At 58.1% G+C, this 17,137-nt stretch carries 18 protein-coding genes; 13 read left to right on the forward strand and 5 right to left on the reverse strand.

Translation table 11 applies throughout. The annotated features are described in order from the left end of the window. Positions 1-45: 45 nt before the first annotated feature. From EXZ61_RS19140 to flgA, 3 genes are all read right to left on the reverse strand, one after another. Positions 46-420: a hypothetical protein gene (locus EXZ61_RS19140; RefSeq protein WP_142813422.1), complete on the reverse strand. Its 375-nt coding sequence runs from the start codon at positions 418-420 to the stop codon at positions 46-48. Between the two features lie 43 nt (positions 421-463). After that, positions 464-781: a flagellar biosynthesis anti-sigma factor FlgM gene (gene flgM / locus EXZ61_RS19145; RefSeq protein ID WP_142813424.1), complete on the reverse strand. Its 318-nt coding sequence runs from the start codon at positions 779-781 to the stop codon at positions 464-466. 93 nt (positions 782-874) lie between these two features. Continuing rightward, positions 875-1,609 carry a flagellar basal body P-ring formation chaperone FlgA gene (flgA, locus tag EXZ61_RS19150; RefSeq protein ID WP_142813426.1) on the reverse strand — a complete coding sequence of 245 codons (735 nt, stop codon included), beginning with the start codon at positions 1,607-1,609 and terminating at the stop codon, positions 875-877. Between the two features lie 213 nt (positions 1,610-1,822). Between flgA and flgB the strand changes: the two genes are divergently transcribed. From flgB to EXZ61_RS19210, 12 genes are all read left to right on the forward strand, one after another. Further along, the gene (flgB, locus tag EXZ61_RS19155; protein ID WP_142813428.1) at positions 1,823-2,254 is read left to right on the forward strand and encodes a flagellar basal body rod protein FlgB; all 432 of its coding nucleotides are present in this window, start codon (positions 1,823-1,825) and stop codon (positions 2,252-2,254) included. A 26-nt stretch (positions 2,255-2,280) separates the two neighbouring features. Then, on the forward strand, positions 2,281-2,685 hold the full coding sequence (flgC, locus tag EXZ61_RS19160) for a flagellar basal body rod protein FlgC (protein ID WP_142813430.1): 405 nt from the start codon (positions 2,281-2,283) through the stop codon (positions 2,683-2,685). Positions 2,686-2,700: 15 nt separating this feature from the next. After that, positions 2,701-3,369, forward strand: a complete 669-nt coding sequence (locus EXZ61_RS19165; protein ID WP_142813432.1) for a flagellar hook assembly protein FlgD — start codon at positions 2,701-2,703, stop codon at positions 3,367-3,369. A 51-nt stretch (positions 3,370-3,420) separates the two neighbouring features. Continuing rightward, positions 3,421-4,701 carry a flagellar hook protein FlgE gene (gene flgE / locus EXZ61_RS19170; RefSeq protein WP_142813434.1) on the forward strand — a complete coding sequence of 427 codons (1,281 nt, stop codon included), beginning with the start codon at positions 3,421-3,423 and terminating at the stop codon, positions 4,699-4,701. 23 nt (positions 4,702-4,724) lie between these two features. Next, a complete protein-coding gene (locus EXZ61_RS19175) occupies positions 4,725-5,465 on the forward strand; it encodes a flagellar basal body rod protein FlgF (RefSeq protein WP_142813436.1) in 741 nt (246 codons plus the stop codon). Positions 5,466-5,470: 5 nt separating this feature from the next. Beyond that, positions 5,471-6,253 (forward strand): flagellar basal-body rod protein FlgG, encoded by a 783-nt coding sequence (gene flgG / locus EXZ61_RS19180; protein WP_142813438.1) that lies wholly within the window; start codon positions 5,471-5,473, stop codon positions 6,251-6,253. A gap of 15 nt (positions 6,254-6,268) precedes the next feature. After that, on the forward strand, positions 6,269-6,982 hold the full coding sequence (locus EXZ61_RS19185) for a flagellar basal body L-ring protein FlgH (RefSeq protein ID WP_237219010.1): 714 nt from the start codon (positions 6,269-6,271) through the stop codon (positions 6,980-6,982). A gap of 173 nt (positions 6,983-7,155) precedes the next feature. Then, entirely contained in the window at positions 7,156-8,226 is a 1,071-nt protein-coding gene (locus EXZ61_RS19190; protein WP_237219203.1) for a flagellar basal body P-ring protein FlgI, read from the forward strand. A gap of 1 nt (position 8,227) precedes the next feature. Continuing rightward, a complete protein-coding gene (gene flgJ, locus EXZ61_RS19195; RefSeq protein WP_142813441.1) occupies positions 8,228-9,175 on the forward strand; it encodes a flagellar assembly peptidoglycan hydrolase FlgJ in 948 nt (315 codons plus the stop codon). A 15-nt stretch (positions 9,176-9,190) separates the two neighbouring features. Continuing rightward, positions 9,191-11,131: a flagellar hook-associated protein FlgK gene (gene flgK / locus EXZ61_RS19200; protein WP_142813442.1), complete on the forward strand. Its 1,941-nt coding sequence runs from the start codon at positions 9,191-9,193 to the stop codon at positions 11,129-11,131. Between the two features lie 21 nt (positions 11,132-11,152). Continuing rightward, positions 11,153-12,418, forward strand: a complete 1,266-nt coding sequence (flgL, locus tag EXZ61_RS19205) for a flagellar hook-associated protein FlgL (protein ID WP_142813444.1) — start codon at positions 11,153-11,155, stop codon at positions 12,416-12,418. 5 nt (positions 12,419-12,423) lie between these two features. Next, complete coding sequence (locus tag EXZ61_RS19210) at positions 12,424-13,650, forward strand: HDOD domain-containing protein (RefSeq protein ID WP_142813446.1); 1,227 nt, start codon at positions 12,424-12,426, stop codon at positions 13,648-13,650. 2 nt (positions 13,651-13,652) lie between these two features. On the opposite strand, the gene EXZ61_RS19215 is transcribed toward EXZ61_RS19210, so the two are convergent. Then, positions 13,653-15,029 carry an alginate O-acetyltransferase AlgX-related protein gene (locus EXZ61_RS19215; RefSeq protein ID WP_168224824.1) on the reverse strand — a complete coding sequence of 459 codons (1,377 nt, stop codon included), beginning with the start codon at positions 15,027-15,029 and terminating at the stop codon, positions 13,653-13,655. 317 nt (positions 15,030-15,346) lie between these two features. On the opposite strand from EXZ61_RS19215, the gene EXZ61_RS19220 reads away from it, so the two are divergent. Continuing rightward, on the forward strand, positions 15,347-16,414 hold the full coding sequence (locus EXZ61_RS19220; protein ID WP_142813450.1) for a S66 family peptidase: 1,068 nt from the start codon (positions 15,347-15,349) through the stop codon (positions 16,412-16,414). 57 nt (positions 16,415-16,471) lie between these two features. Here EXZ61_RS19220 and EXZ61_RS19225 read toward each other — a convergent pair whose 3' ends face one another. Continuing rightward, complete coding sequence (locus EXZ61_RS19225) at positions 16,472-16,834, reverse strand: GNAT family N-acetyltransferase (RefSeq protein WP_142813452.1); 363 nt, start codon at positions 16,832-16,834, stop codon at positions 16,472-16,474. Positions 16,835-17,137 lie beyond the last annotated feature (303 nt).

Raw genomic sequence — 17,137 nt, forward strand, 5'->3', positions numbered from 1 at the left:
CATAAAAAAACCACCCAATGGGTGGTTTTTTTATGGCCTGGCTGATCAAGCCATGGCACCCCTCTTTGCACCCACACTCGAACTGCCATAAGGCCCAATCACTGGGCTATAGGTGGTGCGCTTGGCAGATGGCATCAAGATTTGCAAACCTTGCTCCACAAATGCAGCACGCCTGAGTAAGTTCTCGCGCAACACCGAAATACCAGCCGCCAACAGGTGCAGCCGCTCAGCATGGCGCAGCTTGTCCAAACGATTGCGGCCTAATTCGTCCACCAATTGAAGCAATTCCACTGCGCCCTTTTGCAAACTCACGCTAGCGAGCTGAATATCGTCCGAGCTGCCTGACAACAAGGCCTCAGAAGCTTGGGAGAACTGAAGCTCCAGTTGGTCTAACTGAAGTGACACAGGGTCATTCAACATGTTTGCGAACCTTCAACGTGTTTGGCAGGCGGCTGCTGTGGGCTCAACTTGTGGTGCGTTTGAGCATCTCTTGTGCGTTGGACAACAACTTGTCGGCAATCGCTTCAGCGTTAACTTTGTAAGTGCCTTGCTCAATTTGCGTGCGCACTTTTGCAACCTTCTGGGTATCGACCTCCGCCACGTCCGCTTGCTCCAGCGCGCGCGCTTGGGTGGATACCGTTACCGCAACTCCAGCCGACTTGGTGCTGGCGGGAGCATTGGCTTGCGTTTTTGCGGTCGATGCCGCCCCTGCCTTTTGGGCTGCGGGCGCATTAACTTGAGACACAAGAGCAGGAAGTTCTGAGGGTTGACCTATTTTCATCACGTTCTCCAAAACTACGATAAGCGTAGCCTCGTACGAGTGTTATCGGCCGGGCTGCAACGTACTTTAGCTTTTTTTTGAAAAGACAGGGCTTTACAGGTCAATTCTTACTGTATGGACATCCATCACTACCCCGGTCGCCACGCGGCCATTGTCCATCCGCACGCGGGCGGGTTGCCCCAAGATTCCAGCGGAAAGTGCCTGGGCGTCGGAAGAGATCGAAAATCCGGGGCCTTGCGCTACCACCCGCACTTGCGCGCCGGCTTGAAATACTTGCGCTGGCTTCACCATGCCTTGGCGTAAAGTTTGCCCAGTGCCGAGTTGGCGGGTTGCCACCTGCCCCACCCAAGCGGAGCGGTCGGTTAGCACAGGAGAAACTTCTTCCGCCCAATCTACCTCGGTCTCCACCATATCAGTGGGACCAATCACGGCACCCGATGCCACCGGGTTTTTTACAACCCATGCAGTGCCTAAGGCTTTGACTGTGGCGGGCATGGTGACATTCCAGCGCACCATGCCGTCCATGCAGCGCACACCGACCCGGGTCTTGCCCCACAAACGCAAGCCTACTGGCAAGTAGGCCTCCACGTTGCCGCAAGGGGCCAACTTCAAGCGACCATCGATACCCCCTACGGTGACTTCGGTACGCACGGCTGTTCCAGAAGCTGCCACATTGCTGGCAACCGCTGCACGTGCCCAAGTTTCCACCGCGGCTTGCAAGTCACTGTAGTTGGGGACCTGCGCCTGCACATTCAGGCAAGCCCCCGCTAGCGCCAAGCCAAGCGCGAGCGGCAGTGCGTGGGTGAGGCGGTTGCGAAACGGTGTCATAACAGTAGTTTTTAGGGTGGAGAAACTTGAAGTTCGCGCTTGTTCCAATAGCGCACTGGGCCAATGTAGGCGCAAGCACACGAACCATTTAACGCAAAAGCACGCCTTTCCACCGCCAATTCACAGGCTCAAAAATTCAAGTTTTTCCCATAATCGATTCAACGCTTTGCATGCCCTTGTCGTGCATCAGCGGTTTTGATGATGGGGTGACTTATGTTTGCCAATTTGACACAGGCCTTGGACTTCCAAGGCAAAGCTTTGGTGCTTCGCTCTGAGCGTCAGCGCGTCATTGCCAGCAACATTGCCAACGCTGACACGCCCGGTTATGCGGGCCGCGACATCAACTTCAAAGAAGCCATGAATGCCGCTGAAGAGTCCGCCGCACTGGCGCCAACACCCGCCAGAGGGGCCACGAGCGAAGGCACAACCCATCCCAACCACATACCACTGCAAAGCACCATGGACAAAGCTGGTGGCCCCAAGCTCAACTACACCATACAAACCCAACCTGCCATGGATGGCAACAGTGTGGACCTGGACCGCGAACGCGCCAACTTCGTGGACAACTCGGTGCGGTATGAGGCCACCCTTCGCTTCATTAACGGCAGTTCTAAAACACTCTTGAGTGCCATTCAAGGTCAGTAGGCAAGTTTCGCCCTAGGAGTCAGACCATGTCCATGTTTAGTATCTTCAATGTTTCGGGCAGTGCGATCAGTTCGCAATCGCAGCGACTCAACGTGGTGGCCAGCAATCTGGCCAATGCGGATGCGGTTGCTGGGCCTGATGGTCAAGGCTACAAAGGGCGCCAAGTGGTCTTTGAGACCGTGCCCATGGGCTCAGACGCATCTTCCGGCGTGAAGGTGAGCGCCATTCGCGAAAGCAATGAACCCATGAAACGGGTGCACAACCCCAGCCATCCGTCCGCGGACGCAGACGGCTACGTGCTCCAGTCCAACGTGAACCCGGTGGAGGAGATGGTCAACATGATCTCTGCCTCACGCTCATACCAAAACAACGTCGAAGTCATGAATACCGCCAAGACCTTGATGCTCAAAACCCTGCAAATGGGTCAATAAACCGAGGACGCGACCATGGCAACGACCACACCCGTGACATCCAAAGACCCCATCGCCGCATTGGCCGATGCTGGAAACACCAAGAAGAAAACTGGCCAAAGCGATGCCGATGCTTCGCAAGACCGCTTCTTGAAGCTCTTGGTTGCGCAGCTCAACAACCAAGACCCCATGAACCCCATGGACAACGCACAAATGACCAGCCAGCTGGCGCAGATCAACACGGTATCAGGCCTGACCCAACTCAATGAGACGGTCAAAACCTTGGGCAGCCAGTTTTCTGAGCTTCAAGTCATGCAAGGGTCCAGCATGATCGGTCGTGACATCTTGATTCAAGACAACAAGCTCTCCATCACTAACGGTGTCGCAAAAGGCACGATCGAACTGCCTAGCAACGCAAGCAAGGTGTCCGTGGAGATCATCAGCCCGGGAGGCAAGTTGGTCGACACCCTCAATTTAGGCGCGAAAAGCGCAGGGCGCAATGACTTTACATGGGATGCATCCAAGTACGCCGCAGGCGGAACACCCACCTTCAAAGTCACAGCCACGCAGGGTAATGACGCCATGACCACCACCGCCTACTCGCGCGACACGGTCGTATCGGTGGGCACCAACAACGGTGCCATGAGCTTGCAAACCAAAGGCCGCGCAGCGGTGGCCTATGCCGACATCAAAGCCATTTTGTAGCGTGTTTCTAACTACCACTGCCTGACCCGTCCATCGTTCAAGGAAACTACCATGTCATTTCAAACCGGGCTTTCTGGCCTCAATGCCTCGGGCAAGCGCCTAGACGTGATCGGCAACAACATTGCCAATGCCAACACCGTGGGCATGAAGGTATCGCGTGTAGAGTTCAACGAATTGGTAGCCTCTGCGCTAGGGCCCAGCGGAGGTGGCGGTGCGGGTGGTGGTATTGGTGTCGCCGTAGGCGCTGTGTCGCAACAGTTCTCGCAAGGCACGATCAACATCACGGGCAATTCACTGGATGTCGCCATTAACGGTGGAGGCTTCTACCAAATCACCCAGAAAGACGGCTCACCCGCTTACACACGCGATGGCCAGTTCAAACTGACCAACACCGGGGCGATTGTCACCAACTCAGGTGCCAACCTCATGGGCTACCCCACCACGCTGCTGGGCGTGACCACCAGCACCACAATTCAAAAGCTCACCGTTCCCACCGGTGCGCCCATTCCCGCAAAAGCCACCACCGCAGTCTCTGCCGAGTTCAACTTAGACTCGCGCGCTGCCATTGCTGCCACAGCAACCCCTCCGGTACCGATTGGAACGTATGGAACCACCCTCACAGGCTATGACTCACAAGGCGTACCGGTCCCTATTGACCTCTACTTCACCAAAGTGGGCGCAGACAAATGGGACATTTATATGCCAGACCCCTTGTCCACCACTACGACCCCCTTGCCGCCCAAAGCCGTTACCGGATTGAACGCTGTGCCGCCGTCACCCTCTGTCAGCTTTGACATCAACGGCAAGATTACTGCGCCGCTCACCCCCATCGACATCAAGCTGTATTCCCAGAATCCCAATGTCAATCTGGCCAGCACGCCACCGGGCCAGTTCACCGCAACACTAGACATCAAAACGGCATCCCAGTACGGCACCCCCTTTGCCGTCTCAAGCCTCACCCAAGACGGCTATACCGCGGGCAACCTAACCGCGGTCACCATCAACGACCAAGGTGTCTTGACCACCCAGTACTCCAACGGTCAAACCCAGGCGCGCGGCAAAATTTCCTTGGCTGACTTTCGCAACGTGCAGGGTTTGGTCCCGATTGGAGCAGGCGCATGGACCGAATCCGCCGCATCTGGCCAACCCATTCAAGGCTCGCCCGGCACGGGTAACTTTGGCAAGCTGCGCTCAGGGGCGACCGAAGACTCCAATGTGGACCTGACCGCGCAGCTCATCGACATGATGACCGCCCAGCGTGACTACCAAGCCAACGCCCAAACGATCAAGACGCAAGACCAAACGCTTAGCACCTTGGTCAATTTGCGCTAACCCGCTTGTAACGAAAGCCCCTTATGGACCGCCTTATCTACACCGCCATGACAGGCGCCAACGCGGCGGCGAGTCGGCAAGCCGTGCTGTCCAACAACTTGGCCAATGCGTCTACGCCGGGCTTTCGCGCGCAGCTCGCCACCTACCGTGCGGTCCCCTTGCGCGGGGACGGAGCAACTACACGCGTCTTTGCACTGGAAGCGACAGCGGGTCACTCAGATCTGCCTGGACCCGCCATGCGCACCGACCGTAGCCTGGACGCCATGGCCACCGGCAACTCATGGTTCACCGTGCAAGGCTTGGACGGCACCGAGGCCTACACCCGCAGCGGGCATTTCGAAGTATCGACCGACGGCACATTGGTCACAGGCAGTGGCCTGCCTGTGCTCAACAACGGGGGGTCACCCATCACGGTGCCACCCGGGGCCGAAGTATCCATTGGGCATGACGGCGGTGTCAGCGCCAAGGTGGGCAACCAACCCGCCAACGCCATTGGCCGCCTCAAACTCGTGAGCCCCAACGCCGACGACCCACTCAAGCGCAGCGACGACGGCTTGTTCAGAAGCCTATCCGGAGACCCGTTGAACAACGACGACAACGCACGTCTGCAAGTGGGTGTGCTTGAGGGTTCCAACGTCAACCCGATCGAAGCCATGGTGGGAATGATCCAAACCGCCCGTCAGTTCGAAGTACAAACCCGGCTGATGCAATCTGCGGAATCGAATGACCGCTCTGCCGCCCAGCTCCTAGGCTTGCAAGGATAAACACCATGATCAACTCCCTCTGGATCTCTAAAACCGGCATGGAAGCCCAGCAAATGCAGCTGGACGTGATTTCCAATAACTTGGCCAACGTATCCACCACGGGCTTCAAAAAATCGCACGCGGTGTTTGAAGACCTGATGTACCAAAACCTGCGCCAAGTGGGCTCCAACACGTCGGAACAATCCACCCTGCCCACAGGCCTGCAGATTGGTTTAGGTGTTCGCACCGTAGCCACCAGCCGCACGTTTTCTCAAGGCAATGTGCAGCAGTCCAATAACAACTTGGATGTTGCGATCCAGGGCAATGGTTTCTTCCAGCTAACGATGCCTGACGGCACCATTGGCTATACCCGCGATGGGTCTTTCCAGATCGACAACCAAGGCCGCATGGTCACCACGACGGGCCTGCCCGTGCTCAACGGCATCACCATACCAGCGAACGCAACCAGCGTCGCCATCGGGTCTGATGGCGCAGTCACCGCGCAGATTCCGGGCACGGTCAACCCCCAACCGATTGGCACCATCACACTGGCCAGCTTTATCAACCCCGCAGGGCTAGAGCCCAAAGGGCAAAACGTCTTTGCCGAGAGCACGGCCTCTGGGCAACCGAACGTAGGGACGGCTGGCGCCAACGGCATGGGCACTGTGATGCAGGGTTTCTTGGAAACGTCCAATGTGAACGTGGTGCAAGAGCTGGTCACCATGATCCAGACCCAGCGGGCGTATGAAATGAACTCCAAAGCCATTCAAACCTCAGACCAAATGCTGCAAAAACTTGGACAGCTCTAGCCCCAGGAGACCTACATGCCACACACTCAACCCCTGAATAAATGGCCGCGCTGCTTCAGAACAGCCATGGCCTTGGGCGTGGCGTGGGCCTGTAGCGCCTGCCAAACCTTGCCACAAAAAGTGGCTGTGGATTTTGCAGAACCTAAAGTCGCAGCGCCCATGCCCAACGCTGCAGCCGAAAGCAAGCCTGCAACCGGAAGCCTTTACCAAGCTGCAGGCTACCGCCCCTCTTTTGAGGACCGCAGGGCGCGGCAAGTGGGCGACACGGTGACCGTGCAAATTGTGGAAAACGTGACGGCCAGCCAAAAGTCCACCTCCACCGTGAACCGCACGTCATCGATTGACTCGTCCATCAAAGCGCTCCCCCTCCAAACGGCACCGGGCTTGGGCAAGTTTGACGTGGGTGCCGCCACCAACAACAACTTCTCAGGCAAAGGCGGCACTGAAAGCGCCAACACATTCACGGGCTCCATCACCGCAACCGTGATCGAAGTGCTCCCCAACGGGCATTTGGTGGTGGCGGGTGAAAAGCAGATTGGCGTGAACCAAAACGTGGATGTGTTGCGCTTCTCCGGCACGGTGGACCCACGCTTGGTACAACCGGGCAGCGTCGTGTCGTCCACCCAAGTGGCCAATGTGCGCATTGAGTCCAAAGGGCGAGGCGCCCAAGGTGAAGCCCAGACAGTTGGCTGGCTATCTAGGCTCTTTTTAAGCCTTCAACCCTTCTAAAGAATTCAACAATAGTGCCGAGGGTGATGGGTCTTGTCGGACCCAGCCCAAGCCGATTGCAGCATATGAAAACCCCTACTGCCATTGCCCCCCATGCAGGCCAATTGCGCAGCGGCCCCCAAGGTTACGCGCGTAGCGTACTGGTGCTGACCTTGCTGAGCCTTGCGCTGTGCATGGGGCTTGCAGGTACCGCACAAGCAGCGCGGGTCAAAGAAGTGGCGGCCATCGAGGGTGTGCGCAGCAACCAGCTCACGGGCTTTGGACTCGTGGTGGGACTAGAGGGTACGGGCGACCAAACCACACAGATGCCATACACCACGCAAGGTTTGACCAACTACATGCAGCAGCTGGGCATGACACTCACGCCGGCGGCCCTGACCCAGCTGCAACTAAAGAACGTGGCGTCCGTGTTGGTCACAGCACAACTCCCCGCATTTGCGCGGCCGGGGCAGTTGCTGGACATTAACGTCTCCTCCTTGGGCAACGCCAAATCACTCAAAGGTGGCACCCTCATTGCCACGCCGCTCAAAGGCGCTGACGGGGAGGTGTATGCACTGGCGCAAGGCAACCTCATTGTGGCCGGCGCTGGTGCGGCCGCAGGTGGCAGCAAGGTCACGGTCAACCATCTGAGTGCGGGGCGTATCCCTGATGGGGCCCAAGTAGAGCGTGCTGTTCCCACCGCACTTCAGTCGGGTCCCAACGTCAACCTCAGCCTGAACGCAACCGACTTTCAAACCGCCCGCAAAGTGGCGCAGGCGATCAACCGGCGCTTTGGCAACGGCGTAGCGCAGGCACTAGACGGACGGACCGTGCAAGTCAAAGCCCCCACAGACCCTAATGAGCGCGTGACGTTCTTGGCCGACATGGAAGAGCTGCAGGTAGACGGATCTGTAGCCGCTGCCAAAGTCATCATTAACTCCCGCACGGGCTCCATTGTGCTAAACCAAGCGGTCTCGCTGGGCCCTTGCGCGATCGCGCACGGCAACCTCTCGGTGAGCATTTCGTCTACACCCGTCATCAGCCAACCCAATGCGCTTTCGGGCGGCCAAACAGTGGTGACTGAAAAGTCCAGCATTGAAATCAAACAAGAACCTGGCAAGCTCATTCAGCTGCCTGCAGCACCCCAACTGGCCGATGTTGTTAAAGCTTTGAATGCTTTGGGCGCAACGCCGCAAGACTTGTTGGCCATCTTGCAAGCCATCAAGTCCGCCGGTGCGCTCAACGCTGAACTGGAGGTCATTTGATATGAGTTACGGCTCCATTCAAGGCAATTCAGCCGCCATAAGCTCTGGGCTTGCGGCAGACGCTCGCACACTCAATGCACTGAAGAACGACGCCAGCAAGGCCACGCCAGATTCGATCAAAGAAACGGCAAAGCAATTTGAGTCCTTGTTTATGCGTGAGCTCATCAAGAGCATGCGCGAGGCCACCGTCAAATCCGGCATGCTCGACAGCCCAGGCGGAGACCTAGGCACCGATTTGCTGGACCAACAATTTGCAGTTCAGATGTCTGGCCAACCAGGTGGCCTGTCGGACCTGATTGCGCAGCAACTCACCCGCCAAATGGGGGTGGCACCGGTCACCGCCAACACCAACGGCTCTGGCAACACCACTGGCGCGATCGAGACAAATGCCGACCCAGCCACCCTGAAGCTCACCAGCGAGCTCAAGCTCAAAACTGAAGCGCGCACGCAACCCACGACCGGCCGCCGCCCTACGGAGACTCAGGCGAACTTTGTGCGGCAACACTCTGACGTTGCCGCCAAGGTTGAAAAGGAAAGTGGCATTCCTGCCAGCTTTATGCTGGGCCAGGCGGGCCATGAAACCGGGTGGGGTCAATTCCAAATCAAAATGAAGGGTGGCGCGCTGGCCAACAACCTGTTTGGTATCAAGGCGGGGGCTGGTTGGACCGGCAAAGTAGCAGAAGTCACTACGACTGAATACATCGACGGGACACCGCAAAAGCGCGTGGCCCGCTTCAGAGCCTACGACTCAGTGGAAGACTCCTTCAAAGACTATGCCCGACTGATCTCTGAGAGCCCACGCTACGAAAAAGTACGCACCCAAACCGGCTCCGCACATGCCTTTGCCAGTGGTCTGCAAAAAGCGGGCTATGCCACCGACCCTGAATACGCCGCCAAATTGAGTCGCGCCATTCAAACTACGCAACAACTGCGCCGGGTGCAGGTCTAATGGCTTGAGACCACCATGGGCATCCTAAACATTGGGGTTCGCGCACTGCAGGCCAACCAGCTGGCATTGCAGACAGCGGGCAACAACATCTCCAACGTCAACACGGTTGGCTACTCTCGCCAGTCCGTGATCATGGAGACCGTGGAGGGCCAGTTCACGGGGGCTGGTTACATTGGCTATGGTGTCAGTGTCGTCACCATTCAGCGGAACTTGAACGAATTTTTAACCCGTCAATCCACCTTGGCGGGCTCCGTCAAAGCGGCGGACGTTACGCGTTCTGAGTACCTGAAACAACTGGAAGGTTTGTTCGAAGGCGGCAGTGGCGGTTTGGGTGCATCCGTCAATGAGATGCTCAACGCCTTCGCCGATGTGGCCAGCGCACCCACCGACTTGACCGCTCGCACCGTGGCACTCACCCGAGTGGACGAAGCAGCCGCCCGCATGCGCTCAAGCTCTTTGAAAATTGACGATCTGCAGCAAGGCCTTGCACAGGCCCTCACACAAAAAGTAGCGACCATCAACACCTTGGCCCAAAGCGTAGCGGAGGTGAACCATGAAATCATCAAAATCAATGGCAATGGCCAGTCGCCAAACGATTTGCTAGACCGCCGCGATCAACTGGTGCGCGAGATCAACCAGTACGTGCAAACCACGGGAATTGCATCGCAAGACGGGGGGCTCAACCTGTTCATAGGAGGAAGCCAAGCGCTTGTACTCGGTGTGCAGTCGACACCCATCGCCATCGTGGCTGACGAGTTTGGCGACATCACGAAAAGCAAGATCGCCATCAGCCGCAATGGGCAAAGCTTTACGTTGGATGAGAACACGCTGGGCGGCGGCGAAATTTCTGGCTTGCTGCGTTTTCAAAACACTGACCTCACGGAAGGGCGTAACCTGCTGGGGCGCATGACCTTGGCTGTTAGCACGGCCATGAATGACCAGCACAAACTGGGCTTGGACCTCAATGGTGCGGCGGGTGGCAATCTGTTCACACCGGCGACTTTTGGCACTAGCAACATTCGCATACCAGCCGCACCCGCTACGCTCAACACAGGTACCGGCGCCTTGGCGCTGGCCATTGCAGATGTAAGCAAGTTTGTGGCCTCTGACTACATGCTGCAGTTCACATCGGGGACCACGGGGTCCATCACACGGCGCTCAGACGGAAAAGTCAGCACCTTTGACTTTGGCACGACCAACCCCGTCACGATTGACGGCCTGAACATTTCCATCCCCTCCGGCACGCCTGCCAACGGAGACCGGTATTTGCTCAAGCCTTTCAGCACATCGGCAGGCACGATCACCAGTGCGTTTTCTACGCCGGCGGCTTTGGCAGTCGCCAGCCCGGTCTCGGGCCGTATGGGCACGGGCAATACCGGCAGCATGCAGCAGACCTCACTGGTCGCCCGTAGCAACCCTGTATCGGCAACGCCGGTCACACTGACCTTTACCAGCCCCACGTCCTATACCCGTAGTGACGATCCAACGCCCGCCACCCCGTTTTCCCACACCTACACGGCAGGCCAAGCCATTGAAGGTACCTACCCCGCCACCGCGCCTCTGAGCGAGTGGAGCTTGGTGTTGCAAGGTTCACCCAAGCTCGGTGACACCTTCACGGTAGGCCCTAACCAATACCCCAAGCTCAATGCAGGCAACGCGAGCGCCATGATGGCCTTGCGCGATAAGCCCATGTTTGACGGCTCTGCGCTAACAGACGGTTATGCCGGGTTGATTTCGCAGCTGGGCATTCGCACCCAAAGTGCAGCTTACGCGGCCCAGGTGTCCACCACGATTGCCGCCAATCTGGAAACCAACCGCACCGCGGTTTCTGGTGTGAACTTGGATGAAGAAGCGGGCAAACTCATTCAGTACCAGCAGGCCTACCAGGCTTCGGCCAAGGTGATTCAGATCGCGCAAAGCGTGTTTGACACTTTGATCCAGACGATGGCCCGTTGAACACGCTAAGGAGACTCCACCATGGCATTCACTAGCCGACTAGGTTCCGCCAATGCGTTTGACGGCGCTTTGCGCAATCTATCCACCCGGCAAACCAATGTGTCCAACTTGCAAGAAAACCTGACCTCCGGCAAAAAAATAGTGCGCGCCAGCGATGACCCCACCGGCGCAGCACAAGCCGAGCGCGCACAGACCCGCCTGGCACGCATCCAAAGTGACCAACGGGCCTTAGAGTCCCAACGCAACGCCATTGCGGCCGCCGAAAGCACCTTGGGCGACATCACCAGCGCCTTGCAAGGCATCCGTGAGTTGGTGGTCAATGCGGGCAATGGTGCCAACACTGCGGCAGAGCGCAAGACCTTTGCGCTGCAAATCACCGGACTGCGCGACCAAGTGGTGTCACTCGCCAACCGCAAAGACACTAATGGTCTGCCCTTGTTTGGCGCACTGGGCAGCGCGCTCGCCCCCTTTGTGGGGCCGCTACCCACCTCGCCAGACTACACCTACCAAGGCCTGCCCGGACAACTTGCCAGCGGCGAGGTGAGCATCCCTTACACCTTGGACGGCGACACGGCGTTCATGAACCAAGCGCAGCGCGACGGATCGTTCAACCTCAGTGTCAGCACGATTGCCCCACCACGCACCCTGCTGACCGACACGGTGAGCATCACAAACTCCTCGCTGGTCACCGGGTCTAAGTACCAAGTCAACATCACCGCTGTGGTGCCAGGTGCCACACCGGGTACCAGTACCGCGACCTACGACGTGGTCGAACTTGCACCGTTCGCCACGCCCCCCTTCACGCCCATTACCGGCGCGGTGGTACCAGACTACCCCAGCGCTGGTCCTGTGAAGTTCGCCGTTACCAGCATTCCTGGGCTTAGCTTCAGCATCAACGGCAAACCAGCTGTGGGCGACACGGTGACCGTGACACCCAAGGCCAGCCTGTTTAGCGTGCTGGACGATGCTGTGCGCGACATAGGCGGTGCCCCCAACGCCAATGCAGCCAACCAGGCGGTAGCCCAAGCCTTGGCCAATATTGACATCGGCATGGCCAAAGTATCGGCCGTGCGCGGCCAAGCGGGCGATCTGCTCAACCGCGCGGACCGCATCACGGACGACCAAAGCAAGCGCAGCATTCAACTGGAAGGCGATCGATCGCGCGCCGAGGACTTGGACATGATTGACGGCTTGTCCAAATTCCAGAACCAGCAAACCGGCTACCAAGCCGCGCTGCAGTCGTACGCACAGATTCAAAAGCTGTCCCTCTTTAACTTCATCAGCTAGGCCCTATGTCTACCGGCTCCGTATTGGGCAGCGTCACGCTGGCATATGAAGCCATTTGGAACCAATGGCGACAGTGCGCTGGCGTGCGCCTTCTGGTAGAGCCCAACCGCGACATCGCGCTGAGTGGGGCCCACCTGCTTGCAGCACTGTCCGAGCTGTGGCCCGCAAAGCAAGGCGCGCTCTTGGTGCGACCCGCTAACGCCGCGCTGCTGTTCGAGCTACTCAGCCAAGCCCCCGTACCGGGGCTCTGGATTGAAGCCCCCCACCAGTGGCTGCAAGACGCGCGATTTGCGGCCCAAGCCCGCCAAGCGGGGCAACGTGGTGTACCCGTGGTGTGGAGCGGCGAGCCAGGCCAGTCCCCCACGCCCGATGTGCTGCGCAGTCTGCACACCGCTGTGCGCGCCCTGACCCACCAAGAGGCCTTGGTCGCCTTACGCACCTCATTGCACCAGCATCAAAGTACGCGCGTGGGTGCGCAAGCCTCACGTGCCAGCCCCGTGCACCCAGGCGCCCTGTACGAAGGTTTGGCCAGCGCTGCATTGGTAGACCACGCGCTAGACCACCAAGGTGCATTAGGCGTCGTAGGCTGGCCTACCGACGAAGTGCTCCACGGTTACCGTTTCAAGCAAATTCAACCCGCGCATGCGCTGGTCATGGCGATGGTGCAAGCCATTGATGCCGATGCCTCGCTCGACTCGCTGGAGCGCCAACTGGGCCATGAACCGCTGCTGACCTACCGCTACTTACGTTACGCCAACTCGGTGGCGGTGGGCTTGCCACGTGAGATGGACAGTGTGCGCCATGCCCTCATGGCCATGGGCTATGCCCAAACCCGCAACTGGCTTATGGCGCAACTGCCGCACGCCAGCAACGAAGCCAACCTCAATCCCATACGTTCCAGCATGGTCGTACGTGCACGCACCATGGCGCAACTGGCCGATGCAGGCATGGAAGAAGACCTGCGCCGTGAGGTCTTTTTGTGTGGGGTCTTGTCGCAGGTCGACCTGCTGCTGGGTGAGCCGCTGGGACCCGCTATTCAGCGCCTACCGCTAACGGGGCGGATTGTGTCGGCCCTCCTAGGCCAAGCCGGTCCCTATGCGCCGTGGCTCGCCATTGCCAGTGCACAGGAGTCAGGGTCAGCAAAGCTGGTGCGCGAACTCTGTAAAGCGCACGGACTGAGTACCGAGGAAGTCAATCGCGCCTTGCTACGTGCGCTCGCCCAAAAAAGCTAAGCCTACAGTGCAGTGGGTTTGTGTTGGCACACGCGCAGGCCCGCCACTTCAAAGCTAGCGGTAGCGGCAGACAAAGTAATCTTGGCTTTGGTGACCACGCCTTCACTCGACGTAAGCGGTATGCGAATGACGTGCGGCTGCCCATCACCAGCCAGCGCCAGGGTAGGTAACTTGATCTTTTTGCCTGCACTCACTTCAATCGACAGCACTTGGTCCGTGGCCGATGACAACCGCGCATCCAAATAGTCAGCACCTTTGCTTGCGTTCGCCACATCAAACTCCACACTGGCATCCGCAGCTGCGTTGCTCACCTTGATGCCCCCCAGCCCAGATGCTTTGGCGTCTTTCGCACTTGCACTCACGCCCTTGACAGTACCAACCCCAGCTTGGCAGTTGCGTTGCACCCAAGCAGTAGCTCCCAGGGTCCAGTCGGTGGCATTCATTTGGTATCGGGCATCACGGAACTTGAAGTCAGGGGGCGCCACCATATCGCGCTCAGGCACTTCCCATACGATGAGCTTGGGAGGGGTAGCTTGAAAGGCATCGCTCTGCAAATAGCGCAAAAAGCTCACCCACTGGCCAATAGACGCATCAAGACTGTAATTGCCCACATCTCTTTGCAAGTGATAGCGCAGGGAATCTGCAAAGCCTGTCCACTCTTGCGAATAGCTGCTACCCACCAAGACGATTTTGGGGACTTCTTCAGCGCCTGTGAGAGTGGCAGTACCGGCTGCGCGCTGGAACAAAATTGGGATGAAGTTTTCCGACTCATACTTCGCGCCTTCTTCCGCAGACATGAGCTGCGTCAAGTCACGCGCCTTGGAGGGGCGCGCTCTTTTTTGCTCTACCAACTTCATGGTCAGCGGAGGTAGTCCGGCGATGGCTGCTTTCAAATCTGCGCGGTTATCCACTTCTTTCTTGATGGTCTCCGCCGCCAACAAGGCACCCCGTTGGGACCAGTGGCTATCGAGGCGGTAGTACAGGGCTGAATCTGGAGGCTGTGTACTGGCGATAAACACTGAGTTGATATCAGCTGCAGCAACACCCTTGGCAGTCAAGACGTCTAACAGCCGCTTGTAGTTGGACTCAAGGTAAGGCGTGAGCGCCTTGTCATCGGGCAGGTGTTGTTTGAAAATTCGCGCCTTGATCGGTGCCAATGACACCAGCATCGACACCCCATTGTCTCTGAGCTGCGCATTGATTCCCGCAATCAAGGCCGCAGACTCTGCCGTTTTTTCTGTAGAACTGGCGTCAGAAAACTCCACCCCATAAAACAGCCATTGGTTCTTGCCGGGGATTGCGATGTTGCCCAAGGTTTGAGAAAAACCGAGAACGGGAAGAAGTGCCAGCGCAACTGCAGACAGTTTGAGTGCGTTCATAAAGGACCAATCATGGGTTGATGAAAAGACGCGACCAAGAACCAAAGTCATTCTACAAAGCTATCCACCTTATGCAAGCTTCTCAGCAAAGTGCACGTCCGCTATCCCGTTCTTCGCTCGTCGCGCCGGGATGACCGTGGGCTCCGGTGCCCAGTTCAGCACGAATGCAATGTTGCCGCAGTGGCATTGGCCTTTGATGTGCATCGGTACCCCTTCGGTTTGAATTAGCATTGTGACCCCATCGGCATGCGGCGCCGGTTCACCCATCAGCATTGAGGCGGCGACTTATCGTTGAAGTGTCAAGCCAACCACTACCCATGAACATTCGTTTTCCCAAGCCACTGGTCCCTGGCGACTTGATTGCCATCACAGCCCCTTCCTCAGGGGTCAGCCCAGCGCTGCACCCTCGCCTAGACTTGGCAATCGCCCAACTACAGCAGCGGGGCTATCGGGTGGTAGAAGGCGCATGTCTGCGCCAGCAACGCAAGGGCAGCAGCGCAACCCCGCAAGCGCGCGCGGCCGAACTCATGCAGCTTTTGACAGACCCCAACGTGGCCGCGGTCATGCCGCCCTGGGGCGGCGAGCTGGCCATCGAACTGCTAGACCTCATCGACTTTGCTGCCCTGGCCGCGCACCCCGCTAAGTGGTTCTCAGGATTTTCTGACCTGAGCACCCTGCACCTGCCGCTCACCACGCTGTCCGGCTGGGCCACGCTGCATGGTCCGAACCTCATGCAGCTTGCAGCAGACACGCTAGACAGCACCACTGCCGCCCTTTGGGAGGTTTTGGCGACACCCTTGGGTACGGCCATCACCCAAGCCCCCTCCGCCGCTTTTCAGCGGGTAGGCGCAGACTTGCGGGCTGATCCAGCGGCAGGACTGGTGCCCCACGAAGCCACGCAATGGAAGCGGCTAGATGGCATGGCCACGCCAATGTGCCTGCAGGGGCGCTTGATAGGCGGCTGCTTAGACACCCTGCCCCGCATCGCTGGCACCCGTTATGCCAAGGTGCCGCAGTTCATTGCCCATGCAGGGCAAGACGGTGCCATCGTCTACCTAGAAAACACAGAACTCAAGCCCTTTGACCTCGCGCGTGCCCTGCACAGCCTGCGCCTGCATGGCTGGTTTAACGGCGTGCAAGGCATCTTGCTGGGGCGCAGCGCCGCTCCCGACGCAAATACCCACTATGCATTTTCCTACCTCGATGCATTGCGCAGTGCCCTTGGCGACCTGCCATGTCCCGTACTCTACGACCTGGACATTGGCCACCTGTCGCCACAAATGTCCCTCGTGAACGGTGCGTTGGCAACGCTGGACTTCGCTGGGGACAATTCAACACTTGTGCAGCACCTAGACATCGCATCCGACTCCGAAATTAGCCCATAGCGAGCGAGCACCCTAGCGACTTAGCGGGCGCCTTTATGGTCTTTTTGCCCCGCAGTTTTAGGCCAGCCACGCTGTGCAGTAACGCACCGATGGCGCTTTTCGTCGAGCTTGGCCCCGATAGCTCTGCGCCATGGACAACTTAGCCAACACCTGCGCCGCTACGCCCTGCGCACGCGCGGTGGGGTGGACAAACATGCGCTTGAGCTCGCCTGCGTCACCATCCAGAACCACAGCGCCACACCCCATGGCGTGCCCGTCCGCATTACGGGCCACGGCAAACAGCACGTTGTCTTGCTCTAAAGCGGTAAGGTCCAGCGCATAGCGCGCCTCAGGGGGGTAAAGGCTGTCTTGGTAAGCATCAAGCTCCGCGATCAGCGCAATGACCACCGCTTGCTTGGGGGTCTCTAGTTGGACTTGCATGGATCAATGATAGACACGTACACAGAATCGCTTTGCGCTTGCGCCAACGCACGCACGCCATCAAAGAGTTGCAGGCATTCGGCAAGGTGCTGCGTCGTTTGGTACTTGCGGTGCGGCTCAGCATAGGCGGCAAGCAAAATGGCCAACCAAGCAAGGTCATCCGATTACGCGTCGGCTGAGTTTTGAAGTGGTGTTGGCAACGTGCTCCTGCGTTGTCACATGCTGTTCTGCCACGCTGGGGCTCGCTTTCAGGCTTTTTGATACAAAAACTACTATCATTTATTGATTAAAGTCAGGGACAGG

It is taken from the genome of Rhodoferax aquaticus (assembly GCF_006974105.1).
GTDB lineage: Bacteria > Pseudomonadota > Gammaproteobacteria > Burkholderiales > Burkholderiaceae_C > Allorhodoferax > Allorhodoferax aquaticus_A.